Annotated in this window: 24 protein-coding genes; 11 read left to right on the top strand and 13 right to left on the bottom strand. The window is 69.2% G+C overall.

The features are described from left to right. The first annotated feature begins 212 nt into the window (after positions 1-212). Both gatB and EIP85_RS17205 read left to right on the top strand, forming a co-directional pair. The gene (gatB, locus tag EIP85_RS17210; RefSeq protein ID WP_127903451.1) at positions 213-1,724 is read left to right on the top strand and encodes an Asp-tRNA(Asn)/Glu-tRNA(Gln) amidotransferase subunit GatB; all 1,512 of its coding nucleotides are present in this window, start codon (positions 213-215) and stop codon (positions 1,722-1,724) included. A 175-nt stretch (positions 1,725-1,899) separates the two neighbouring features. Further along, on the top strand, positions 1,900-2,466 hold the full coding sequence (locus EIP85_RS17205; RefSeq protein ID WP_127903450.1) for a DUF4177 domain-containing protein: 567 nt from the start codon (positions 1,900-1,902) through the stop codon (positions 2,464-2,466). Between the two features lie 223 nt (positions 2,467-2,689). Here the strand turns inward: EIP85_RS17205 and EIP85_RS17200 are convergent, their stop codons facing one another. Continuing rightward, on the bottom strand, positions 2,690-2,944 hold the full coding sequence (locus EIP85_RS17200; RefSeq protein ID WP_127903449.1) for a BolA family protein: 255 nt from the start codon (positions 2,942-2,944) through the stop codon (positions 2,690-2,692). A gap of 74 nt (positions 2,945-3,018) precedes the next feature. On the opposite strand from EIP85_RS17200, the gene EIP85_RS17195 reads away from it, so the two are divergent. From EIP85_RS17195 to EIP85_RS17185, 3 genes are all read left to right on the top strand, one after another. Beyond that, on the top strand, positions 3,019-3,651 hold the full coding sequence (locus EIP85_RS17195) for a J domain-containing protein (RefSeq protein ID WP_127903448.1): 633 nt from the start codon (positions 3,019-3,021) through the stop codon (positions 3,649-3,651). 179 nt (positions 3,652-3,830) lie between these two features. Beyond that, positions 3,831-4,817, top strand: a complete 987-nt coding sequence (cobS, locus tag EIP85_RS17190; RefSeq protein ID WP_127903447.1) for a cobaltochelatase subunit CobS — start codon at positions 3,831-3,833, stop codon at positions 4,815-4,817. Then, on the top strand, positions 4,817-5,518 hold the full coding sequence (locus tag EIP85_RS17185; RefSeq protein ID WP_127903446.1) for an aspartate/glutamate racemase family protein: 702 nt from the start codon (positions 4,817-4,819) through the stop codon (positions 5,516-5,518). Before cobS ends, EIP85_RS17185 begins: the two co-directional genes overlap by 1 nt. A 6-nt stretch (positions 5,519-5,524) precedes the next feature. Here EIP85_RS17185 and EIP85_RS17180 read toward each other — a convergent pair whose 3' ends face one another. Beyond that, positions 5,525-6,130 carry an NADPH-dependent FMN reductase gene (locus tag EIP85_RS17180; RefSeq protein ID WP_241560073.1) on the bottom strand — a complete coding sequence of 202 codons (606 nt, stop codon included), beginning with the start codon at positions 6,128-6,130 and terminating at the stop codon, positions 5,525-5,527. Positions 6,131-6,212: 82 nt separating this feature from the next. On the opposite strand from EIP85_RS17180, the gene EIP85_RS17175 reads away from it, so the two are divergent. The 6 genes from EIP85_RS17175 (at position 6,213) to EIP85_RS17150 (ending at position 12,640) form a co-directional block, all read left to right on the top strand. Continuing rightward, a complete protein-coding gene (locus EIP85_RS17175; RefSeq protein WP_241560072.1) occupies positions 6,213-6,584 on the top strand; it encodes a winged helix-turn-helix transcriptional regulator in 372 nt (123 codons plus the stop codon). A 114-nt stretch (positions 6,585-6,698) separates the two neighbouring features. Further along, the gene (gene cobT / locus EIP85_RS17170; protein ID WP_127903445.1) at positions 6,699-8,564 is read left to right on the top strand and encodes a cobaltochelatase subunit CobT; all 1,866 of its coding nucleotides are present in this window, start codon (positions 6,699-6,701) and stop codon (positions 8,562-8,564) included. After that, positions 8,564-10,363, top strand: coding sequence for an aminopeptidase P family protein (locus EIP85_RS17165; protein WP_127903444.1), 1,800 nt, complete (start codon positions 8,564-8,566; stop codon positions 10,361-10,363). Before cobT ends, EIP85_RS17165 begins: the two co-directional genes overlap by 1 nt. A 33-nt stretch (positions 10,364-10,396) precedes the next feature. Then, positions 10,397-10,738, top strand: coding sequence for a DUF427 domain-containing protein (locus tag EIP85_RS17160; RefSeq protein ID WP_127903443.1), 342 nt, complete (start codon positions 10,397-10,399; stop codon positions 10,736-10,738). A gap of 136 nt (positions 10,739-10,874) precedes the next feature. Beyond that, positions 10,875-12,248: an FAD-binding oxidoreductase gene (locus EIP85_RS17155; protein WP_127903442.1), complete on the top strand. Its 1,374-nt coding sequence runs from the start codon at positions 10,875-10,877 to the stop codon at positions 12,246-12,248. Beyond that, the gene (locus EIP85_RS17150; RefSeq protein WP_127903441.1) at positions 12,248-12,640 is read left to right on the top strand and encodes a YybH family protein; all 393 of its coding nucleotides are present in this window, start codon (positions 12,248-12,250) and stop codon (positions 12,638-12,640) included. Before EIP85_RS17155 ends, EIP85_RS17150 begins: the two co-directional genes overlap by 1 nt. Before the next feature lie 181 nt (positions 12,641-12,821). On the opposite strand, the gene recN is transcribed toward EIP85_RS17150, so the two are convergent. From recN to EIP85_RS17095, 11 genes are all read right to left on the bottom strand, one after another. Further along, complete coding sequence (gene recN, locus EIP85_RS17145; protein WP_127903440.1) at positions 12,822-14,471, bottom strand: DNA repair protein RecN; 1,650 nt, start codon at positions 14,469-14,471, stop codon at positions 12,822-12,824. Between the two features lie 13 nt (positions 14,472-14,484). Then, entirely contained in the window at positions 14,485-15,330 is an 846-nt protein-coding gene (locus EIP85_RS17140) for an outer membrane protein assembly factor BamD (protein WP_127903439.1), read from the bottom strand. Between the two features lie 160 nt (positions 15,331-15,490). Further along, positions 15,491-16,411: a UDP-3-O-acyl-N-acetylglucosamine deacetylase gene (lpxC, locus tag EIP85_RS17135; RefSeq protein WP_127903438.1), complete on the bottom strand. Its 921-nt coding sequence runs from the start codon at positions 16,409-16,411 to the stop codon at positions 15,491-15,493. Between the two features lie 228 nt (positions 16,412-16,639). Continuing rightward, positions 16,640-18,337: a cell division protein FtsZ gene (ftsZ, locus tag EIP85_RS17130; protein ID WP_127903437.1), complete on the bottom strand. Its 1,698-nt coding sequence runs from the start codon at positions 18,335-18,337 to the stop codon at positions 16,640-16,642. Between the two features lie 175 nt (positions 18,338-18,512). Then, a complete protein-coding gene (ftsA, locus tag EIP85_RS17125; protein WP_127903436.1) occupies positions 18,513-19,847 on the bottom strand; it encodes a cell division protein FtsA in 1,335 nt (444 codons plus the stop codon). A gap of 13 nt (positions 19,848-19,860) precedes the next feature. Continuing rightward, on the bottom strand, positions 19,861-20,709 hold the full coding sequence (locus EIP85_RS17120) for a cell division protein FtsQ/DivIB (RefSeq protein WP_127903476.1): 849 nt from the start codon (positions 20,707-20,709) through the stop codon (positions 19,861-19,863). Continuing rightward, the gene (locus EIP85_RS17115; protein ID WP_127903435.1) at positions 20,706-21,629 is read right to left on the bottom strand and encodes a D-alanine--D-alanine ligase; all 924 of its coding nucleotides are present in this window, start codon (positions 21,627-21,629) and stop codon (positions 20,706-20,708) included. The genes EIP85_RS17120 and EIP85_RS17115 overlap by 4 nt, the downstream gene beginning before the upstream one ends. Before the next feature lie 50 nt (positions 21,630-21,679). Continuing rightward, positions 21,680-22,609, bottom strand: a complete 930-nt coding sequence (gene murB / locus EIP85_RS17110; RefSeq protein ID WP_127903434.1) for a UDP-N-acetylmuramate dehydrogenase — start codon at positions 22,607-22,609, stop codon at positions 21,680-21,682. Continuing rightward, complete coding sequence (locus EIP85_RS17105; RefSeq protein WP_127903433.1) at positions 22,606-22,989, bottom strand: hypothetical protein; 384 nt, start codon at positions 22,987-22,989, stop codon at positions 22,606-22,608. Before EIP85_RS17105 ends, murB begins: the two co-directional genes overlap by 4 nt. Next, positions 22,986-23,246 (bottom strand): DUF2484 family protein, encoded by a 261-nt coding sequence (locus tag EIP85_RS17100; protein WP_338325354.1) that lies wholly within the window; start codon positions 23,244-23,246, stop codon positions 22,986-22,988. Before EIP85_RS17100 ends, EIP85_RS17105 begins: the two co-directional genes overlap by 4 nt. Beyond that, the gene (locus tag EIP85_RS17095) at positions 23,246-23,509 is read right to left on the bottom strand and encodes a DUF2484 family protein (RefSeq protein WP_127903431.1); all 264 of its coding nucleotides are present in this window, start codon (positions 23,507-23,509) and stop codon (positions 23,246-23,248) included. The genes EIP85_RS17100 and EIP85_RS17095 overlap by 1 nt, the downstream gene beginning before the upstream one ends.

Below are 23,509 nucleotides of genomic sequence, written 5' to 3'. Positions count from 1 at the left end.
CCCGCGCCCGGCTGGGGCCTCCGGCGGGGATATTTATGGACAGAAGAAGCACCCCCCGGGAATTCTTCTGTCCGCAAGTAACCTCGGGAGTGAGGCCGCAGGCCGAGGGGGCGGAAGCCCCCTGCCGCCGCCCCCTTCCCCTGGCGCCTGCCCCCTTGCCCCCGCCCCTCCGGCTGGCCTAATTAGGCCGACCGCACGGAAGGACCGCCGACATGCTCGATCTCACCTTCGAAGCCCCGAAGCCCAAAGTGATCCAGGGCGCCAAGTCCGAATGGGAACTGGTGATCGGCATGGAGGTCCATGCCCAGGTCTCCTCCAACGCCAAGCTCTTTTCCGGCGCCTCCACCCGCTTCGGGGCGGAGCCGAACTCCAACGTCTCCTTCGTCGATGCCGCGATGCCGGGGATGCTGCCGGTGATCAACGAATTCTGCGTCGAACAGGCCGTGCGCACCGGCCTTGGCCTCAAGGCCGCGATCAACCTGCGCTCCGCCTTCGACCGGAAGAACTACTTCTACCCGGACCTGCCGCAGGGCTACCAGATCTCCCAGCTCTACCACCCGATCGTCGGCGAGGGCGAGGTGATCGTCGAGATGGCCCCCGGCGTCGCCCGCCGCGTGCGGATCGAACGCATCCACTTGGAACAGGACGCCGGCAAGTCGATCCACGACATGGACCCGGCGATGTCCTTCGTCGACCTCAACCGCACCGGCGTCGCCCTGATGGAGATCGTCTCCCGCCCCGACATCCGCGGGCCGGAAGAGGCCGCGGCCTATGTCGGCAAGCTGCGCCAGATCCTGCGCTACCTCGGCACCTGCGACGGCAACATGCAGAACGGCAACCTGCGCGCCGACGTGAACGTCTCCGTCTGCCGCCCGGGCGCCTACGAGCGCTACCAGGAGACGCAGGATTTCTCGCATCTTGGCACCCGCTGCGAGATCAAGAACATGAACTCGATGCGGTTCATCCAAGCCGCCATCGAATACGAGGCGCGCCGCCAGATCGCCATCCTCGAGGACGGCGGCAAGATCGACCAGGAAACCCGCCTCTACGATCCCGACAAGGGCGAGACGCGCTCCATGCGCTCGAAGGAAGAGGCGCATGACTATCGCTACTTCCCCTGCCCCGACCTTCTGCCGCTGGAGATCGAGCAGGCCTGGGTCGACGACATCGCCGACCGCATGCCGGAACTTCCGGACGCCAAGAAGGCCCGCTTCATGGCCGATTTCGGCCTGACCGATTACGACGCCTCCGTGCTGACGGCAGAGCTCGACGCCGCCCGCTTCTTCGAGGAGGTGGCGAAGGGCCGCGACGGCAAGATGGCCGCCAACTGGGTGATCAACGAGCTCTTCGGGCGCCTGAAGAAGGAAGGCCACGAGATCGGCGAAAGCCCGGTCTCCGCCGCCCAGCTCGGCGCCATCGTCGACCTGATCGGCAAGGGCGACATCTCCGGCAAGATCGCCAAGGACCTGTTCGAGATCGTCTACACCGAAGGCGGCGATCCGGCAGAGATCGTCGAGGCCCGCGGCATGAAGCAGGTCACCGACACCGGCGCCATCGAGAAGGCGGTGGACGAGGTGATCGCCGCCAACCCGGCGCAGGTCGAGAAGGCCAAGGCCAACCCCAAGCTGGCCGGCTGGTTCGTGGGCCAGGTCCTCAAGGCGACCGGCGGCAAGGCCAACCCGGCTGCGGTGAACGAACTGGTGGCCAGGAAGCTCGGCCTCTGATTGCCGATCCGCCCCCGTTCGGGGCGGTTTTCCACCGATGCGCGGCCGCCCCCGGCGGCCGGCCGCGCGTCCATCACTCCAGCACACGGAAACGCGGCTTGGACTCGCGGTACCCTTCGGGGTAACGTCGTCGCCGCAAAGGTTTTCGTGGCTGCGGCTTCGAGAGAGGGATCCGATGACACGGTTCGAATACAAGGTGGTCCCGGCGCCCCGGCGCGGCGACAAGGCGCGCGGCGTCAAGGGCCTGGAAGATCGCTTCGCGCTGACGCTCACGACGCTGATGAACCAGCTCGGCCGCGACGGCTGGGAATATGTCCGCGCCGACACCCTGCCGGTGGAAGAACGCCACGGCCTCGCCGGGCGGATCACCGTCACATCGCAGAACATGCTGGTCTTCCGCCGTCTGCTGCCGGACACCGCGCCCCGCGTCGCCCCGGCCGAGGAGGCCGCCGAGGCGCCCCACCGTCCGGCCGCCCCCCGCGTCGCGGTCGAGACCCCGGCCGAGCCGGAGCCGCTCTCGGCCGCCGCCGCCTCGCAGCTCGCCTCGGTCCATGCCATGCCCGAAACCCGCGGCCCGCGCCTCGTGGCCCCGGCGGGGGAGGAAGAGGGGTTCCTGTCCGGCAACCGGGCGCCGCCCCTCGGCCCGGCCAATGCCGGCGCCCCCTCGGCCGGCCCCGCGCACGCCCGCCAGGTGCCGAGCTTCACCCGCAAGGGGAAGGACGAGCCCCCCTCCGCCGGCTGACCGCCCGTCTCCGCGCCCCTCTCCGCCACCGTGCGCCAGCGCACGGATTTTGCTGGGTTTTGCGATTTTCGTGCGCCAGCGCACAATGCGCCGGTGCGTTACGGTGACAAAGCGGTGCAAAAGCGGTGCTGTTACGGTATTCGCTTTTCCAAGCCACGCCAAAGGCTTGCGGGGGAATCCCGATCCCCCGCCCGGCGTGCCGGAACGCCCCGCCAAGACCTGGTTAACCCGCGTCGAGCGCCAGCGCGTGGATCCGCGCCGTCACCTCGTCGCCAAGCGCGCGGTGGATCGCCCGGTGCCGTGCGACCCGACCCATCGCGGCAAGCTCGGCCGCGCGGATGCGCACACGGAAATGACTTTCGCCCGAGCCGTCGTCCCCGGCATGGCCGGCATGGCGGTGGCTCTCGTTCACCACCTCCAGCTCCTCCGGCGAGAAAGCCTTGCGCAGCCGCTGTTCGATCTCCGCCTGCATGGTCATTTTCTCGCCCTCGTCCCCTTCAATGTCGCGCGAAAAACCCTAGACTCTCCCCTCCGAGTCGGAAAGGCAGGTTCATGAGCGAGCGCACACCCTTTGAATTCGACATGCGCGTTTCCTCCGACAAGAAGCGCCGCACCAAGACGCGCCGCGGCATGTCGGGCGCCTTCGAGACCTCCACGCGGGTCTGCGACCACCCGGGCTGCCGGGAGGCCGGGCAGTACCGTGCGCCGAAATCGCCCGACCAGCTCGACGAGTACTACTGGTTCTGCCGCGACCATGTCCGCGAGTATAATCTGAAGTGGAACTTCTTCTCCGGCCATACCGAGGAGGAGTTCAACAAGCAGCTCGACAGCGACCGGGTCTGGAACCGCGACACCAAGCCCTTCAACAAGCGGGGCGAGGAGACGCGCGCCTGGTCCCGCCTCGGCGTCGACGACCCGATGGAGATCCTCGGCCCGAACGCCACGCAGAACCCCGGCCGCGCCACCGCCGCCTCCCGCAAGCTGCCGCCGACCGAGCGCCGGGCGCTCGAGATCCTCGACGCGCGGGATCATTGGACGAAGGTGGAAATACGGCGCCAATACAAGGCCTTGGTGAAGGATCTCCACCCCGACATGAATGGCGGCAACCGCTCTGACGAGGACCGGCTGCAAGAGGTCGTCTGGGCCTGGGACCAGATCAAGGAAAGTCGCTTCTTCAAGGACTGAGCGGCGTCCCCCGCCCCGCCCGCCCCGCTCTGCGCGCGGGGGTGCCGATGCGGCGGCGGCGCCAGCCAGCGAGGGCGTCGTTTCGCCGCCCTTCCCCTTGAACCCCCCGGCGTTATGTTCCATCACACCGGGGTTGGATGAACGGCGGGCGGAGGGCCGCCCCGGACAGGGATAAGACGATGGCCGACGGCATGATCGACGTGAACGCGAAACCGACCGAGGAAATCTCGGTCCGTGATGTCTTCGGCATCGATACCGACATGAAGGTCAGGGGCTTTGCCGAGCGCACCGACCGGGTGCCGGCGGAGGATCCCACCTACAAGTTCGATCCGGACACCACGCTCGCCATCCTCGCCGGGTTTCAGTACAACCGCCGCGTCCTGATCCAAGGCTATCACGGCACCGGCAAGTCGACGCATATCGAGCAGGTCTCCTCGCGCCTCAACTGGCCCTGCGTGCGCGTCAACCTCGACAGCCACATCTCGCGGATCGACCTGATCGGCAAGGACGCGATCAAGCTCGTCGACGGGCGCCAGGTCACGCAGTTCCAGGAAGGCATCCTGCCCTGGGCGCTCCGCAACCCCACCGCCATCGTCTTCGACGAATACGATGCTGGCCGGGCCGACGTCATGTTCGTCATCCAGCGGGTGCTGGAGGCCGACGGCAAGCTGACGCTTCTGGACCAGAACGAGGTGATTACGCCGAACCCGTATTTCCGGCTCTTCGCGACCTCGAACACCGTGGGCCTCGGCGACACGACCGGCCTTTACCACGGCACTCAGCAGATCAACCAGGGCCAGATGGACCGCTGGTCGCTGGTCGCCACGCTGAACTACCTCAGCCATGATGCCGAGGTGGCGATCATCCTGTCGAAGGCCCCGCACTACAACACCGACAAGGGCCGCAAGACGGTCAGCCAGATGGTCACGGTGGCGGATTTCACCCGCACTGCCTTCATGGCCGGTGATCTGTCGACCGTCATGTCGCCGCGGACCGTCATCGCCTGGGCCCAGAACGCCGAGATCTTCCACAACATCGGCTATGCCTTCCGCCTCAGCTTCCTCAACAAATGCGATGAGCTGGAGCGCCAGACGGTGGCGGAGTTCTACCAGCGCTGCTTTGACGAAGAGCTGCCCGAAAGCGCCGCCTCGACCGCGATGAAGTGATGGCCGGGGGCAAGGGCCTCCACATCGGGCTCATCGGCGGCATCGGTGCCGCCGCGACCGTGGTCTACTACCAGCGGCTCTGCGCGGCGATGGCCGGCAAGCCGCTGGAGCTGACAATCGTGCAGGCCGACATCCAGACGCTGATCCGCAACAACCTCGCCGACCGCCGGCAGGAGCAGGCGGAGGTCTATGCCCGCCTCATTGACCGGCTGAAGGCCGCGGGCGCGGATTGCGCCGCGATCACCTCGCTCGGCGGGCATTTCTGCTTTGCGGAGACGCAGGCGATCTCGTCTCTGCCGCTCGTCTCCGCCGTGGCCCCGCTCGACGACTATTTCGCCGCGCAGGGCTATGGCACTGTTGGCATCCTCGGCACCCGCGTGGTGATGGAGACGCGGCTTTACGGCCAGCTCTCCCGCACCCGCGCCGTCGCCCCGCCCGAAGACCAGCTGGAGCCCTTGCGCCAGCTCTATCAGGACGTCGCCGTCGCGGGCATCTGCCCCGAGGAAAGCCGCGCCGCCTTCTTCGAGGCCGGCCGCCGGATGGTGGAGGATCAGAGCGCCGAGGCGATCGTGCTCGGCGGCACCGACCTTAACCTCGCCTTCGACGGCAAGCACGACCCCGGCTACCCGGTGATCGACGGGCTCGACGTCCATGTGGCCCTGCTGGCAGAGCTGGCGAGCGGCACCCGGCCGCTCGCCTGAGGGCCCTCAGGCCGCCGCGGCACTTTCCTGACGGCCGGTCATGGTGACCCGCACCCACCAGTCGAGCTCGTCCAGCATCGCCTTGGCAGAGGGCGCCAGAACCTCGTCGATCTCGCTCATCGCGCCGTTGCCGCCCATCGGGCTGACCTTGCGGAACTCGCCCGCGCCGATGTGAACGGCGTTGCGAAGCGGCACCATCTGCAGTTCCACCCCGATCAGCCGCAGATGCTCGATCGCGCGCGCCGCACCCAGCCCGCCATAGCCGAGCGCCGCCATCGGCTTGCGGCCCCATTCCTTGTAGGCCTGGTCGAGCGCGTTCTTCAGCGCCCCGGTGATCGAGCGGTTGTATTCCGCCACCACGAAGATGAACCCGTCATAGCCGCCGATCGTCTCCTGCCATTTCACCGCGTGGGGATCCTCGCTGGGCACCCAGAGGTTGGAGGCCCGCTCGTCGAAGAACGGCAGGTCGAAGTCGCGCAGGTCGACCAGGTCGACATCCCAGCCGGTCCGCTCTTTCGCCTTGGCGAGGATCCACTCCGCCGGCTTGTCCGCGAAGCGCGACTTCCGGGTCGAACCGATCACCACTGCTATCCTGGGTTTCATGCCTGCCATCGAAGCCTCCTGTTCGTGCTGGTTACGAATCCATACCTGATATAATTTGGAAACCATCCGCGAGTTGCAAGGAGGCACCTTTTTGAAACCGGATGTCCGCGACCAGACCGCCAGCTGCCAGACGATCTCCGCCATGCTCTCGCGAATCGGCGACAAGTGGTCGGCGCTGGTGGTGACCTACCTCGGCCAGGGGCCGATGCGCTTCTCCGCGCTGCGGCGCGAGATCGGCAACATCTCGCAGAAGATGCTGACGACGACGCTTAGGAACCTCGAACGCGACGGGCTGGTGGCGCGGGTGGTGACACCCTCCCGCCCGCCGCGCGTCGATTACGCGCTGACCGACCTCGGGCGCGAGTTGCTCGGCCCGATTGACACGCTGGTGCGATGGACGGTGGAGAACACCGCCCGGATCAACGCCGCCCGCGCCCGCTACGACGCCGAAAACGGCGGCTGAGGCGGCCCGCCCGCTTGCCCCCCGGCCCCGGGGGTGATTTATCTTCCTGCGAAAGGGCCCGGTCGGGCCCGAAGCGGCCCGCGCGGCCGCGCATGGAATATCCGGGGCGCGAAGATGAACAAACCCGACAACCCCGCCGAGCCGTTCAAGAAGGCGCTCGCCGAGGCGACAAAGACCATGGCGCAGGACGCCGAGCTGACCGTCAGCTATTCGGTCGACCCGCCCGGCATGTCGGGCGAGGCGATCCGCCTGCCTCAGGTCAGCCGCCGGATGACCCGCGACGAGGTGCTTCTGGCCCGCGGAACGGCGGACGCCTTCGCGCTCCGCCACCGGTTCCACGACGCCAAGACCCATGCCCGCTTCGCGCCGCAGGGCCAGATGGCGCGCGACCTCTACGAGGCGATGGAAACCGCCCGCTGCGAAGCGATGGGCGCGCGCGAGATGCCCGGCACCTCGGGCAACATCGACGCCAAGATCGCGCATGAGGCGGAGCGGCGCGGCTATTCCCAGATCACCCGGCGCGAGGATGCGCCGCTGGCGCAGGCGGCGGGCTACATCATCCGCGAACTGGCCACCGGCCGGGATCTGCCGAAGGGGGCCGCCAACGTCGCCAACCTCTGGCGCGGCTTCGTGGAGCAGCAGGCCGGCGGCGATCTTGAATCCGTCTCCGAGACCCTCTCGAACCAGGCCGCCTTCGCCCGCCTCGCCCGGCGCGTGATCGCCGATCTCGGCTATGCCGACCAGCTCGGCGACGAGCCGGAGGAAGACGACGAAGAGGGGCAGGACGAGGCTCAGGAAGACGAGGACAGCCCCGAGAGCGCCGGCGAGGAGGAGGAGGAGAGCGAGGACAGCGACGCCTCCCCCGAGCAGAGCCAGGAGGAGACGCAGGACCAGTCGCAGGCCCAGGTCTCCATGGACGAGGCCGCCGATGCCGAGATGTCGGACGAGGCCGAGATGCCCGAAGGCGAGGCCCCGCTGGAGCCGCCGCCGCCCGCGCCGCATTCCGACGCCGACCCGAACTACACGGTCTACTGCACCGAGTTCGACGAGGAGATCCGCGCCGAGGACCTGGCCGAACCCGCCGAGCTGGAACGCCTGCGGGCCTATCTCGACCAGCAGCTGGAACCGCTGAAGGGCGCCGTCTCGCGGCTTGCCAACAAGCTGCAGCGGCGGCTTCAGGCGCAGCAGAACCGCTCCTGGCTCTTCGACCTCGAGGAAGGCACGCTCGACGCCGGCCGTCTCGCCCGCGTGGTCGCCAACCCGACGACCCCGCTCTCGTTCAAGCAGGAGCAGGACACCGAGTTCCGCGACACGGTGGTGACGCTGCTTCTCGACAACTCCGGCTCCATGCGCGGCCGTCCGATCTCGATCGCCGCGATCTGCGCCGACGTGCTGGCCCGGACACTGGAACGCTGCCAGGTGAAGGTCGAGATCCTCGGCTTCACCACCCGCGCCTGGAAGGGCGGGCAAAGCCGCGAGCGCTGGCTGGCAGACGGCCGCCCGCAGTCGCCGGGCCGGCTGAACGACCTGCGCCACATTATCTACAAGGGCGCGGATTCGCCCTGGCGCCGGGCGCGCGAGAACCTCGGCTTGATGATGAAAGAGGGCCTCCTGAAGGAAAACATCGACGGCGAGGCGCTGGAATGGGCGCATCGCCGGATGGCGCAGCGCCACGAGGCGCGAAAGATCCTGATGGTGATCTCCGACGGCGCGCCGGTGGATGATTCCACCCTCTCGGTGAACCCCGCCAACTACCTCGAAAAGCACCTGCGCGACGTGATCGCGATGGTGGAGAAGAAGAAGCTCGTGGAACTGATCGCCATCGGCATCGGCCATGACGTCACGCGCTACTACGACCGCGCCGTGACCATCACCGACGTCGAGCAGCTCGCCGGCGCCATCACCGAACAACTCGCCGCGCTGTTCGAGGCCGATCCCAAGGCCCGCGCGCGCGTCATGGGCCGGAGGCGCGCCAGCTGATGTTCCAGAGCTTTCAATCGACCGCCCGGCCCGAACAGGGCCCGCCCCGCCTTGCCACGCTGCGCGCGCGCCTCGCGGCGGAGGGGCTGACCGGCTTCATCGTGCCGCGCGCCGACGCCCATCAGGGCGAATACGTCGCCCCGCATGACGAACGCCTGGCCTGGCTCACCGGCTTCACCGGCTCGGCCGGCTTCTGCATCGTGCTGCCCGATGTGGCGGGCGTCTTCATCGACGGGCGCTACCGGACGCAGGTGAAAAGCCAGGTGGACCTGGCGCATTTCACCCCCGTCCCCTGGCCCGACATCAAGCCGGGCGACTGGCTGAAGGAAAAGCTCGGCGGCGGCGTCATCGGCTTCGATCCCTGGCTCCACACCGCCGACGAGATCGCGAAGATCGAGGCGGCGCTCGCCGGCACCGCGATCACGCTGAAGCCGACCTCCAACCTGATCGACGCGATCTGGGAGGATCAGCCGCCCCCGCCGAAGGGCCGCGTCCTTGCCCATCCGCTTGAATTCGCCGGCGAAAGCGCCGCGGACAAACGCGCCCGCCTTGCCGCCGAACTGCGCGCGGCGGGTCAGAAATCCGCCGTCATTACCCTGCCGGATTCGATCTCCTGGCTCCTGAACATCCGCGGCAGCGATATTGCCCGCAATCCGGTCGTCCAAGCCTTCGCCGTACTCTTCAACGACGGGCGGCTGACGCTCTTCATCGACCCGGCCAAGCTCGACGACGACCTGCGCGCCCATCTCGGCCCCGAGGTCACGCTGGCCGCGCCCGAGGCCTTCACCGCCGCCCTGACCGCCCTTTCGGGCCCCGTCCGCACCGACCGCGGCACGGCGCCGCTCGCCGTCTGGCAGATCCTCGAGGGCGCGGGCGTCACCGCGGCCGCGGGCGCCGATCCCTGCCTGCTGCCCAAGGCCCGCAAGAACGCCTCCGAGATCGAGGGGATGCGCATCGCCCATCTCCGCGACGCGGGCGCGATGGTCGAATTCCTCGCCTGGCTCGACGCCAACGCCCCCGGCGATCTGACCGAGATCGACGTGGTCCAGAAACTCGAAGGCTTCCGCCGCGCCACCAACGCCCTGCGCGAGATCAGCTTCGAGACGATCTGCGGCGCAGGCCCCCATGGCGCGATCATGCATTACCGCGTGACCGAGGAGACCAAACGCTCCCTCGGCGAGGGCGAGCTTCTGGTCGTCGATTCCGGCGGCCAGTACCCGGACGGCACCACCGACATCACCCGCACCATCGCGATCGGTGCGCCGTCGGAGGAAGCCCGCGCCTGCTTCACCCGCGTCCTGCAGGGGATGATCGCGATCTCCCGCGCGCGCTGGCCCGTGGGGCTGACCGGCCGCGACCTCGACGGCTTCGCGCGCTACCCGCTCTGGCTCGCCGGCCAGGACTTCAACCACGGCACCGGCCACGGCGTCGGCGCCTATCTCTCGGTCCACGAGGGGCCGCAGCGCCTCGCCCGCAGCTCGGAAGTGCCGCTGGAGCCCGGGATGATCCTGTCGAACGAGCCCGGCTACTACCGCGAGGGCGCCTTTGGCATCCGGATCGAGAACCTCGTGGTGGTCGAGGGCGCCCCGGACTTGCCGGGAGCCGATGACCGCGCCATGTATAGCTTCGAGACGCTGACCTTCGTGCCGATCGACCGCCGTCTGGTCGAGACCGCGATGCTCTCCCAACCGGAACGGGACTGGCTGAACGCCTATCACGCCGAGGTGCGGGAGAAGATCGGCCCGCGCGTCGGCGAAACGGCACGTTCCTGGCTCGAGGCGGTGACCGCGCCGATCTGAGCGCGGACCCCAACACGAGTTAAGGAGACCACCATGGCCGACCATATCCGCATCACCCGGGCTCAGGGCAACTGGACCGTCCGCGCCGGCGGCGCGATCCTGGCCGAAAGCACCAACGCGCTGGAACTGACCGAGACGGGCTATGACGCGGTGATCTACTTCCCGCGCGAGGATATCGCGATGACCTTCCTCGAACGCTCGGAGACGCGCAGCCATTGTCCCCACAAGGGCGATGCGAACTATTTCTCCATCGTTACCAAGAGCGGCCAGATCCATGACGCCGCCTGGTCCTACGAAACGCCGCTCGACGCGATGGAGCGGATCGCGGGCCACCTCGCCTTCTACCCCGACAAGGTGACGCTCGAGCGGATCTGAGCCCGGCGCGCCGCCCTGACACCTCGCCCCGGCGGAAAGCCCCCGGGCGCGCCGCCCGGCCATTGCGCCGCGCCCCGGCATTTGCCAAGAGAGAGGCGCGGGCGGCGGTGCCGCCGCCCCTTTCGCGAGGTTCCCTATGGCCCCTTCCCCCGCATTGGCGGAGCTGTCCACGCTCCTCGGCGACCGGCTGGTCACCTCCGCCGCCGACCGCGAGGCCCACGGCCGGAACGAGACGCATTTCCCGGCCTTGCCGCCCGAGGCCGTGGCCTACCCCGAGACGACGGAAGAGGTCTCCCGCCTCGTTTCGATCTGCGCCCGTCACGGTCTGCCGGTGACCGGCTGGGGCGCGGGCACCTCGCTCGAAGGGCACGCGCTGGCGCTGCATGGCGGGGTGACGGTGGATTTCGCCCGCATGGCGCGGGTGCTGGAGGTGCGGTCCGAAGACATGGTCGCCCGCATCCAGCCCGGCATCACCCGCGAGGCGCTGAACACCGAACTTCGCGCCACCGGCCTCTTCTTTCCGGTCGACCCCGGCGCCAATGCCTCTCTCGGCGGCATGGCCTCGACCCGCGCCTCCGGCACCACCGCGGTGCGCTACGGCACGATGCGCGACAACGTGTTGGCGCTGGAGGTGGTGCTGGCCGACGGCCGCGTCATTCGCACCGGGACCGCGGCGCGCAAAAGCTCCGCCGGCTATGACCTCACCGGCCTCTTCGTCGGCGCCGAGGGCACCCTGGGACTGATCACCGAGATCACCATCCGCCTCCACGGCCAGCCCGAGGCGGTCTCTGCCGCCGTCTGCGCCTTCCCGGCGATGGCCCCGGCGGTGGAAGCGGTGATCGCCACGATTCAATCCGGCATCCCGATGGCGCGGATCGAATTCGTCGACGCGGCCACGGTCGCGGCCTTCAACCAGCGCGACCACGCCGGCATGCCGGAGGAGCCGCATCTGCTCGTGGAGTTTCACGGCTCCCCCGCCGCCGTCGCCGAACAGGCCGAACGCTTCGGCGAGATCGTTGCAGAGGCCGGCGGCCGCGGCTTCCAATGGGCCGACAAGGCAGAGGACCGCGCGCGTCTCTGGCGGATGCGGCACAACGCCTATTACGCCTGCCTCGCGCTCCGCCCCGGCGCCACGGCCTGGGTGACCGATGTCTGTGTCCCTATCTCGCGCCTGGCAGAGGCGGTGGAGGAAACCCGCGCCGACATCGCCGCGGCCTCCATCCCCGGCCCGATCCTCGGCCATGTGGGCGACGGCAACTTCCACGCGATCCTGCTGGTCGACCCCGGTAACGAGGCCGAGGCGACGGAGGCCAAGCGGCTTGCCGCGCGGATGGCCGACCGCGCGCTCAGGCTTGGCGGCACGGTGACGGGGGAACACGGGATCGGCATGGGCAAGCTCGACTACATGGCGCGCGAACACGGGGCGGGGTGGGAGATCATGGGCGACATCAAGCGGGCGCTGGACCCGGCCGGGCTGATGAACCCCGGCAAGATGGTACGGGGCAACTGATGGCTTCGGAAACGGCAGAAGCCTTCGCCCGCAACTTCTCGGCCTGCTGGCTGTCGCAGGACGCGGCGGCGCTTGGCACGCTCTTCTCGGAAGACGCTGATTTCCTTAGCCTAACGGGCGCCTGGGCCGAGGGCCGCGCCGCGATCGAGAAGGTGCTCAAGAGCGAGTGGCGCGGCGCCTTTGCCAAGGCGCGGCTGGTGACCGGCCGCGGCAAGATCCGCCCGCTCGGGCCCGTGGTGGCGGTGACGCACCAGCGCTTCGTCCTGTCCGGCATCCGCAATGCCGATGGCAGCGACGCGGGGCGGATCTCGACCCTGCTGACGGCGGTGCTGTCGCGCCAGCCCGGCGGCTGGGTCGCAGTTTCCGTGCAATTCGTGGCCGAGGGGGACTGATCCCGCCCCGCCGGTTCCGCACCGCAATGCCACCGCTTTCGCACCGTAAAGTACCGTAAATCGGGACGGTGCTGCCGCCTGCCGCGCAACACCGCGCCCGCGCCCCACGTTTTGCTGGCAAGAATCCTCTGCGGCGCAAGGGCCGTGCGGCAGCGCGCGGCCGCCCTCCGTCTTCAGCCCTTCAGCCTGCCAGAAGCGCCTGCGCGGCCGCCCGGGCCGCCTCCGTGATCGTGTCGCCGGCGAGCATGCGGGCGATCTCGTCCACCCGCTCCTCCGCGTCGAGCGGCACGACCTGCGAGGTCGTCAGCCCCGCCTTCACCCGCTTCTCGACCCGCCAGTGATGCGCCGCGCGCGCCGCGACCTGCGGCGAGTGGGTGACGACCAGCACCTGCGCCTCGGTCGAAAGCGCGGCGAGGCGGCGGCCGACAGCATCGGCGGTGGCGCCACCGACGCCGCGGTCGATCTCGTCGAAGATCATGGTGACGGGCGTGGAGCCGCGGGTCAGGCAGACCTTCAGCGCAAGCAGGAACCGCGACAGCTCCCCGCCCGAGGCGATCCGGTCCAGCGGCCCCGCCGGCGCGCCGGGGTTTGTGGCCACGGTGAAGGCCACTGCATCGGCCCCCTCGGGGCCCGGTTCGGCCGCCGCGACCTCGGTCGCGAAGCGGGCACGTTCCAGCTTCAGCGGCGGCAGCTCGCCCGCCATGGCCTTGTCGAGGCGCGTGGCGGCGGCGCTGCGGGCCTTCGTCAGGCGGGCGCAGGCCTCGGCATGGGCCGCTTCGGCGCTGCGCAGTTCGGCCGTGAGCCGCGCCAGGTTGTCGCTGCCGCTGTCGAGCGCTGCGAGGCGGGCGTGGAGCGCCTCTGACAGCCCGGCGAGGTCGTCTGCCAGGCAGCCATGCTTGCGGGCCAGCGCGCGGATGGCGAAGAGTCGCTCCTCCACCACCTCCAGCTCCGAGGGGTTGAAGGCCAGCGCCTCCAGGCAGTCCTCGACCCCCTGCTGCGCCTCGCCCAGTTCCACCATCAGCCGCTGCAGCGCGTCGAGCGCGGCGTCGAGCCGCCCCTCCGCCCGGTCAGAGGCACCTTCGAGCCAGCGGGAGGCATCGGTCACCATCCCCTCGGCGCCCTGGGGGCCAAGCGCCTCGTGCGCACGGGCGATATCCTCGCGGATCCGGGCCGAGGCCTGCATAAGCCGGCGGCGGGCGTCGAGCTCGGCCTCCTCCCCCGCCTCGGGGGCGAGCTTGTCGAGTTCGGCCACCGAATGGCGTAGGTAGTCCTCCTCCGCCCGGGCGGCCTCCAGCCCGGCCTCGGCCTCCTCCAGCGCGCGGCGGGCGGCGGAGAGCGCGCGCCAGCGCTGGCGGGTCTCCGCCAGCAGCGGGCCCGTCTCGGCGAAAGCATCGAGAATGTCGCGGTGGCCGCGCGGGTTCAGAAGGCCGCGGTCATCCTGCTGGCCGTGCAGTTCCACCAATGTCTCGGACAGCGTGCGCAGCACCTCGCCAGAGGTGCGCCGGTCGTTGACATAGGCCGTCTTGCGGCCCTCGGGCGTGGCGGTGCGGCGCAGGATCAGCTCGTCGTCGAGCGGCAGCCCCGCCTCGGCCAGGATCTCGCGCGCCGGATGGGTGGGGGGCAGGTCGAACACTGCCGTCACCTCGCCCTGCGCGGCGCCGGGGCGGGTGATGTCCGCCCGTCCCCGCCAGCCGAGCACGAAGCCGAGCGCGTCGAGCAGGATCGACTTGCCCGCGCCGGTCTCGCCGGTCAGCACGTTGAGGCCGGGCTGGAAGGCCAGCTCCAGCCGCTCGATGATCAGCATGTCGCGGATGTCGAGGCCGCGGAGCATCTTTGGCGCCCCGCTATTTGCCGCTCTTCGCGCCGTTGTCGAAGATGCGGTTCAGCCAGCTGCCCGTCTTCGCCGACGGGGCGAGGCCGTTGTGCTTCAGGCGCACATAGGCCTCCTGGTAGAACGGGCTGGAGCGGAAGTTGTGGCCAAGGATGGCCCCCGCCGTCTGGGCATCATCGGTGAAGCCGAGCGCGATGTAGCATTCCACCAGCCGCTCCAGCGCCTCGGGCGTGTAGGTCGTGGTCTGGTACTGCTCCACCACCGCGCGGAAGCGGTTGGCGGCCGCTGCGTAATCGCCCTTCTTCTCGTAATAGCGGCCGATCTCCATCTCCTTGGCGGCGAGATGGTTGAAGGCGAGGTCGAACTTCAGCATCGCCGAACGGGCGTAGTCGCTGTTGGGGTATTTCTGGATGACGTCGCGCAGCGCCTTCAGCGCCTGGAAGGTCACGCCCTGGTCGCGGCCAACGGCATCGATCTGGTCGTAATAGGACAGCGCGAGCAGGTATTGCGCATAGGCCGCATCCTCGTCGCCCGGGTAGTAGTCCAGATAGCGCTGCGCGGCGTCGCGGCTTTCCTGGTATTTCTTCGCCTGATGGTCGGCATAGGCCTCCATGATCGTGGCGCGCTTGGCCCAGGCGGAATAGGGGTAGAGCCGCTGGACCTCGCCGAAGTCCTTCGCTGCCGTCTTGGGGTCGTGCCGGCCCTCCAGCGCGTATTCGGCGCGGGAATATATCTGCTTGGCGGTCAGATCCTCGTTCGGGATCGTCTTGGCCCTTTGCCCACCGCCGCCGCAGCCTGCCAGCGCGAAGGTGAACATGAGCGACCCGACCAGCGCCGCCGTTGACCCTCTGCCTGCCATGCTCTGCCTACCCATCGCCGTTATCTGCGACCGGATCGCATGGGAGCGGACAATTGCCTGCCGCCGTCCCCCCTGCCCCGCGCGTCTGACCGTCTCCTAGCACAGAAAAATTCCGGGCGCAAAACGCCTTTGGCGTTCTTTACGCTGGCGGTGAAGGGGGTCAGGCGTAGGCCTGAAGATCGGCCCGGTGGATGCCGACGCCCGGAAGCGCGGCCCGCTCGCCGGGTTCGATTTCGGTCAGCCGATAGGCGTCCGGATTGCCGAAGAGCGCGCGCAGCAGCTTGTTGGTCAGCGCGTGGCCCGCCCGGTTGCCGGTGTAGCGGCCGAGGATCGGCGCACCCGCCAGCGCGAGGTCGCCGAGCGCGTCGAGCATCTTGTGGCGCACGGCCTCGTCCGCGTGGCGCAGACCGCCGGGGGTGAGGACCGCATCGCCATCGACGACGACGGCATTGTCGATCGTTCCGCCGAGCGCAAGGCCGTTGGCGCGCATGTAGTCGACGTCCGACTGCCGGCAGAAGGTGCGGCTGTCGGAAAGCTCGCGCACGAAAGCGCCGTTGGCCATGTTCAGCCGCTTCGACTGCCGACCGATGGCGGCATCGACGAAATCGATGTGGAAGTCGATCTCCAGCCCCGGGGCCGGGTCGAGCCGGGCGATGGCCGCGCCTTCGCTGACCTCGATCCGGTCGAGAATGCGGAAGGCGCGCAGCGGCACCGCAAGCGTGCGGATGCCGCGGCCGAGGATGCCTTCGACAAAAGCGGTGGCGGAGCCGTCGAGGATCGGCACTTCCGGGCCGTCGATCTCGATCAGCGCGTTGTGGATGCCGCAGCCGGCAAGGGCCGCCATCACATGCTCGATCGTGGAGACGGTCACGCCGGAGGCATTGGCGATCTGGGTGCAGAGCCTGGCGGGGACGACCGCGCTCCAGATCGCGGGAACCATCGCGTCGCCGCGCGTCACGTCGAGCCGCTTGAACCAGATGCCGTAATCCGCCGAGGCCGGCCGGATGGTCATGCGCACCGGCGCGCCGGTGTGGAGGCCGACGCCGGAGAAACTGACCGGGGATTTGATCGCGTGCTGCACCGAATTTCGTCCTGGTATGCGTCTTGAAGTACGACATACGTCCTGCCGCATTCGTCACTTAGAAGTGCACCCGCGCAAGCTCAACTCACTCTTTGCAACGCGATGTAACATTAACCAATTGGTCCGGCGGGATCGTGCCAATCCGCTCGGAACCGGGCATAATACCCTGAAATAAAACAAGAAAAGGGCCGGATTTCTCCGGCCCTTTTCCGCAAAATGTTACCGCGATCAGTTGGCTTGGCGCCGCAGGAATGCCGGGATTTCGATCCGCTCCTGTTCGGGATCGATGTCCTGATCCTCTTCGTGGGCGGTCACCGGCGGCTGCGCACGCACCGCGGCCGAGCGTTCGGCGCCCGGCGCGGGGTCCGCCGCGTGGCCGGTCATCCGGTTGATCAGCGAGTTGATCCCGAAGCGCGGCTTCTCGGCGGCGGCCGGGCGCTGCTGCGCGGCGGGCTGCTGGCGCTGCTGCGGCGCGGCGGCGGGCGCACGCGGCGCGGCGGCCCCGGGGCCGCGGTTCACAGCTGCGGCAAGGCGCGCCATCGCCTCCGGCGAGGGGGTTCCGGCCGGGCGCGGACGCGGGGCGACGAAATCGCCGGCGCTCTCGTCATGGCTCGGGGCCGGATGCTGCGGCGCCTGAGCCTGCGGCTGCGGCCGGTAGGCCGGCGGCGGCAGGTCCTCGCGGGCCACCGGCGCACGGGACGGCGGGGCCGAGGGCACTGCGTCCTGGCGTGGCATGAAGGCCGGGGCCTCGTCTTCCATCGCCTCTTCGGGCTGCGGATCGGTGAAGAGCGTCGGCTCTTCCTGCACCGGCGCGCCAGCCGCGGGCGCGAAGGCCGGCGGCATCTGCAGCGGCACGCGGGCGGCCGTTTCGGCCGGGGCCGGCGCCGGTTCGGCGGCCTGGGCCACCGCGTCAGTCATCTTGCGGCGCGGCTGCGGCAGGTCGCGGTGGACATGCGACGCATCGATGCCGGTCGCGACGACGGAGACGCGGATCATCCCCTCCATCTCGGTATCCAGCGTGGAGCCGACGATGATGTTGGCGTCCTGGTCGACCTTCTCGCGGATGATGTTCGCGGCCTCGTCGAGCTCGAACAGCGTCATGTCGTAGCCACCGGTGATGTTGATCAGAACACCCTTGGCGCCATTCAGGCTGATCTCGTCGAGCAGCGGGTTGGCGATCGCCTTCTCGGCGGCCTGCACCGCGCGGTCCTCGCCCGAGGCCTCGCCCGTGCCCATCATCGCCTTGCCCATCTCGTCCATCACCGACCGCACGTCGGCGAAGTCGAGGTTGATGAGGCCCGGACGGACCATCAGGTCGGTCACGCCCTTGACGCCCTGGTAGAGCACGTCGTCGGCCATTGCGAAGGCTTCGGTGAAGGTCGTCTTCTCGTTCGCCAGCCGGAACAGGTTCTGGTTGGGAATGATGATCAGCGTGTCGACGACCTTCTGAAGGCTCTCGACGCCCTCCTCGGCCTGGCGCATCCGCTTGGCGCCCTCGAACTGGAAGGGCTTGGTGACGACGCCCACGGTCAGCACGCCCAGCTCCCGCGCCGCCTGCGCGATGATCGGGGCCGCGCCGGTGCCGGTGCCGCCGCCCATGCCGGCGGTGATGAAGCACATGTGCGCGCCGGCGAGATGGTCGACGATCTCCTCGATCGTCTCCTCGGCCGACATCGCGCCCATCGAGGGCTTGCCGCCCGCGCCGAGCCCCTCGGTCGCCTTGATCCCCATCTGGATCTTGGCCGTCGCGCGGCTTTGCGAAAGGGCCTGAGCGTCGGTATTGGCGGCGACGAACTCAACGCCCTCGAGCTTCTTCTCGATCATGTTGTTGACGGCATTGCCGCCTGCGCCGCCGACGCCGAACACCGTGATCCGCGGCTTCAGCTCTTCCTGGTGGTCGCTGCTCATCGTTAGATTCAATGTCATCGCTTTATCCCGCCTGCACCAGTTATCCGGCCTGCTCCGCCGATCGACCCCGCATTTGCGCAACCTTAGCCATTGGCTGGCTGGAGGTCACGCAAAAAACGCCGGTTTCCCACAAAATATGGGGACCGGGCAGGTCAAACCAGCGGGATTTCGCCATTACGTCATCCTGTAGTGGTCACCAGTTATCCTTGAACCATTTCACGGCACGCTTCAGCGAGCGGGCGGGATAGCGATCGGCCGGGATGTCGAAATCCCACCACTCGTCCTGCGGATGGGCCGCAAAGAGGCAGAGACCCACGGCAGAGGAAAAAGCCGGTCCTGTCGCGGCTTGCGGCAGACCTTGAACGCGCAGCGGACGGCCGAGGCGCACCCTCTGGCCGAGGATCTTCGCTGCAAGCCCGTCGAGCCCGGGGATCTGGCTGCCGCCGCCGGTAAGCACGATCTGCTGGCTTGGCAGATGGTCGAAGCCGGCCGCGTCGAGCCGCGCGCGGGCCTCCTCCAGGATCTCCTCGACCCGGGGGCGCATGATGCCGATCAGCTCAGTACGGCTGACCTGGCGGCGGTCCTTCTCCCAGTCGCCCGAATCGCCGCCGATCTCGATCATCTCGCGGTCGTCCATGCCCGTGGCGTGAACGCCGCCGTGGCGGGTCTTGATGCGCTCGGCCACGGTCAGCGGAATCTGCAGGCCCTTGGAGATGTCCGAGGTGACGTGATCGCCGCCAAGGCGGACCGAGTCGGCGTAGATCATGTGCTTCTTGATGAAGATCGACAGGCCCGTCGCCCCGCCGCCCATGTCGATGCAGGCCGCGCCCAGTTCCTGCTCGTCCTCCACGAGGCTCGCCACGCCGGAAACATAGGCACCCGAGGCGAGGCCCGCGACCTCCAGGTCGCAGCGGTTGATGCAGTGCAGAAGGCTTTCCACCACCATCGCGTCGACCGTCAGCAGGTGCATGTCGCAGGTCAGCTTGTTGCCCGACTGCCCGCGCGGATCGGCCAGCCCGGAGCGGTGGTCGAGCGCGAAGTTCACCGGCTGGGCGTGCAGCACCTCGCGGTCGCGCCCGACGTCGGGGACATCGCAGGCGGCCAGCACGCGGGCCACGTCCTGCTCGGTCACCACGCGGTCGGTCAGCATGTGCTCGCCGACAAGGCCGTAGCTGCGCGGCCGCGCGCCGGAGAAGCAGGCGATGACGTGGTCGACCCGGACGTTGGCCATCTTCTGCGCCGCCTGCACGGCCGTGCGCACGGCGCGCTCGGTCTCGGCCATCGCGTCGATCTCGCCGAAGCGGACGCCGCGGGACCGGGTCGTGGCCGCGCCGATGACGCGGAACGAGGACTGGCCGGCCATCGGGCCGACGCCGTCGCGCTCGCCCAGCTGGCTGGGGCCGTCGAAGCGCAGCACGAGGCAGGCGATCTTGAACGTGCCGATGTCGAGGATCGCGATCACGCCCCGCTGCATGGCGGCGCGCCGCATGTTCCGCATCGCACGTTGGGACTGGTAGAGGTCGGTCATCTTCGGACGGCTCCTATGGCTTGAGTCCCAGCGCCTTCTGGCGCGCGGCAAAGGCTTGGTCGCTGAGGCGCAGCGTCGGACGGTCCGGCAGGCGCATGTCGACCACGGTGATGTCGTGCGAGAACAGGCCCTGGGCCTGGTCGAGGGCGATGACGCGTTCCAGCGCGGCGACCGGATCGGTCGCGGGCAGCATGATCTTCTGGTCGCGGTCGAGGACCACGTCCCAGCGGCGGGCGCCGACGCGAACGAGTCCGCGGATGCGCGGCGCCAGCGGGCCCGCGGCGGCAAGGATTGCGCGCGCCTCTGGCACGGCCTTGTTGGCGCCCTGCCCCACGATCAGCGGCAGGTCGGCGCGGGCGTCGCGGGTGGCCAGCGTGGCCACGCGGTGGCCGGTGTCGTCGACCATCTCCAGCCCCGCCGGGCCGCGCCAGACCATCACCGGCTTGCGCGCGCGGATCTCGACCTGCAGCACGCCCCCGGGCGCCACGCGGATATCGGCCGCGGCGACGGCGTCGAGCCCCTCGATCCGGGCGCGGATTGCCTTCAGCTTCAGATCGAAGGAGGAGATCGGGAAGGAGATGTCCACCATCTTGCGGATCGCGTCGCCCAGTGCCGGCGAGGCGCCGTCGACCGACATCATGGTGACCATGAATTCCGGCCGGTGCTCCACCTGGCTCTTCAGCGCCTCGAACTGCGCCACCAGCGCGTCGCGGCGCTGCACGTTGCCCAGCCAGATGCCGAAGAACAACATGATCGCCAGTGCCGGCACCCCGTGGCGCAGGAAGCCGCGGAACAGCGGCGTCAGCCAGAGCCGCTGCAGCCGATAGGCGAGGCGCGAGGGCGCGGGGTCGCGGCGGGTCATCGGTTGCACGAAGCGTCCTCCACGATCCAGCGGCAGAGCGCCGGGAAGCCGATGCCGCAATGGGCGGCCTGCTCCGGCGTCAGCGAGGTGGGCGTCATCCCGGGCTGGGTGTTGGTCTCCAGAAGGATCAGCCCAGCCGGGCCGCGGGCCTCGTCCCAGCGGAAATCGGTGCGCGACACCCCACGGCAGCCAAGCGCGACGTGGGCGCGCACGGCATAGTCCATGCAGGCGTCGAAGATCTCGGCCGGCACCTCTGCCGGAAGGACGTGGCGCGACCCTCCGGGCGTGTATTTCGCGTGGTAGTCGTACCAGCCGTCGGTGAGGATATCGGTCACGGTCAGCGGCCGGTCGCCCAGCACGCTGACGGTCAGCTCGCGGCCGGGGGCGAAGGTCTCCACCATCACCTCCTCCGGCATCTCGGCGGACAGCACGGGGGGGCCGTTGGCCTGCTCGCGCACGATATAGACCCCGACGGAGGAGCCCTCTGCATTCGGCTTCACCACGTAGGGGGGGGCCAGGACGTGGCGGGCCTCGACCTCCGCCTTCGGGGCGATCACGCTTTCGACCACCGGCAGGCCCGCGGCGCGATAGGCCGCCTTGGCGCGGGTCTTGTCCATGGCGAGGGCAGAGGAGAGGACGCCCGAATGGGTATAGGGAATGCGCAGCCATTCCAGCAGGCCTTGTACGCAGCCATCCTCGCCCCAGCGGCCGTGGAGTGCGTTGAAGGCGACATCGGGCTTCAGATCGGCAAGACGTGCGGCAAGGTCGGGGCCGGCATCCAGCTCCGTCACCTTGTATCCGGCCTCCCGCAGCGCCTCGGCGCATTCGCGCCCGGTCGACAGCGACACCTCCCGCTCCGCGGAAAGGCCGCCCATCAGCACTGCAACATTGGAGGCTGCCCTGCCCGACATGCCTGCCATAACTGCCTCTGACGGGTCATGTGACGGCGCTCTCGGCCGCCCTGCCCGCTCTAGTTGTCCGGGGCCGGTTCGCCGACCCTCATGATTTCCCACTCTAGCAGCAGCCCGGAGTCTTGGAAAACCCTTTTTCGGACTTCCTCGCCCAATCCTTCAAGATCGGCGGCACTCGCATTTCCCGTATTGATCAGGAAGTTGGGGTGCTTTTCGGACATCTGCGCCCCGCCCCTCCGCGCGCCCCTGAGACCGGCCCTGTCGATCAGCGCCCAGGCCTTCAGCTCATGCGTGTCGTCGGCCCGGCCGGTCGAGGAAAACCCCGCCGGGTTGCGGAAAGTGGACCCGGCTGAGCGGTCCCTGGTGGGCTGGGAGGCGTCGCGGCGGGCGATCTGCTCCTCCATCTTCGCGGCCAGCGCCTCCGGCTCCCCGCCGGGCGGGGCGAAGCGGGCCTCGATCACCGTCCAGTCGGGCGGCAGTTCGGAATGGCGGTAGGCGAAGCCGAGATCGGCGGGCGAAAGCTCCACGATCTCGCCCGCGCGGGTGATCGCGGTCGCGCCGGTGAAATGGTCGGCGACATAGGAGCCGTAGCAGCCCGCGTTCATCCGCACCGCCCCGCCGATGGCGCCGGGGATGGTGCGCAGGAAGGTGAGGTCCAGCCCCGCCTCCGCCGCGCGGCGCGCGACATGCGCGTCGAGCGCGGCGGCCCCGGCGGTGACCGTCCCGTCCCCTGCCCTGATCGCGTTGAAGCCGCGCCCGAGGCGGATCACGAGTGCGTGCAGCCCGCCGTCCCGCACGATGAGGTTGGACCCGACGCCCATCGGAAAGACCGGAACCGCGGAGTCGAGCGCCTTCAGGAAGTCCGCCAGATCCTCTGCATCCGCCGGCTGGAACAGCCAGTCCGCCGGGCCGCCGACCCGAAGCCAGGTGAGATCGGCCAGCGCCCGGTTCGGCGTGAGGGTTCCGCGCGGCGTGGGAAGGCCGGTCATTCCAGCTTCCCCGCTCCGGCCCCCGACCGGGCGCGCCAGCGCCGGCCGATCAGCCAGCCCAGGCCCCCGACGATCAGGTAGCAAAGCTGCAGCCCCGCCACCACCTTGGCCGAGGCGCGCCCGGCGGCATCGACGGAAAGCACGGCGATCCCGCCCCAGAAGGCCAGCCCCATGGCAAGCACGCAGGCCACGACCAGCGCCGAGGTTCTCCAGCCGCAGCGGCCGAAGAGCAGGAAGCCCGCGAAGCTCAGCCCCGCGGCGAGCGCGATGCCGTCGGGCGGCACGGCGCGCAGCGCGTCGAGAATGCTCGGGCTCCCGGCAGCGCCCCCCGCAGCCCCCACGGCAAGGTTCGTGGCTGCAGCGGCGGCAGCCGGGATCATTCCGCCCCGCCCGGCCGGCCGCGCATCCGCCGCACCAGCCAGCGCGTGGCAAAGCGCACCGGCCAGCGCAGCATGGAGGCGCCGCAGCCAAGCACGATCATCCCCAGCACGGGACCGTCCTGGAAGGTGACATAGCCCACGATCGGGATCCCCGATGCGATCAGCGCATAGGCGGCGGGCCAGTGGTAGCGGCCGCGCGTCAGGGCGATCGCGGTGGCGATCAGCACCCAGAGGCAGGCCAGCGTGATCGACAGCATCAGCGCCCCTCCCGGTCGGGCCGTTTCGACGGCAGCCCCAGCGCCCGCCGGCTCAGGTAAACGAGAGGGCGCCGGAACACCGACAAGAAGGTCAGCGCGGCGAGCGCGGCGATCCAGGGGCCATGCGCCGCCCCGATCCAGACGATGATCACGGGCGCGGCAATCAGCAGCCCGAAGCCCGGCAGCATCTGGCGTCGCATCGGCAGCATGGCGATGCCGGTCGCGGCGAAGACCCAGAGGATACAGGCGAGCGCCAGCAGCAT

Source organism: Solirhodobacter olei, from assembly GCF_004010155.1.
GTDB classification, from domain to species: Bacteria; Pseudomonadota; Alphaproteobacteria; order Rhodobacterales; family Rhodobacteraceae; genus Solirhodobacter; species Solirhodobacter olei.
The sequence above is the reverse complement of the archived record's forward strand: the minus strand, read 5'-3'. Positions and strand labels throughout refer to the sequence as shown.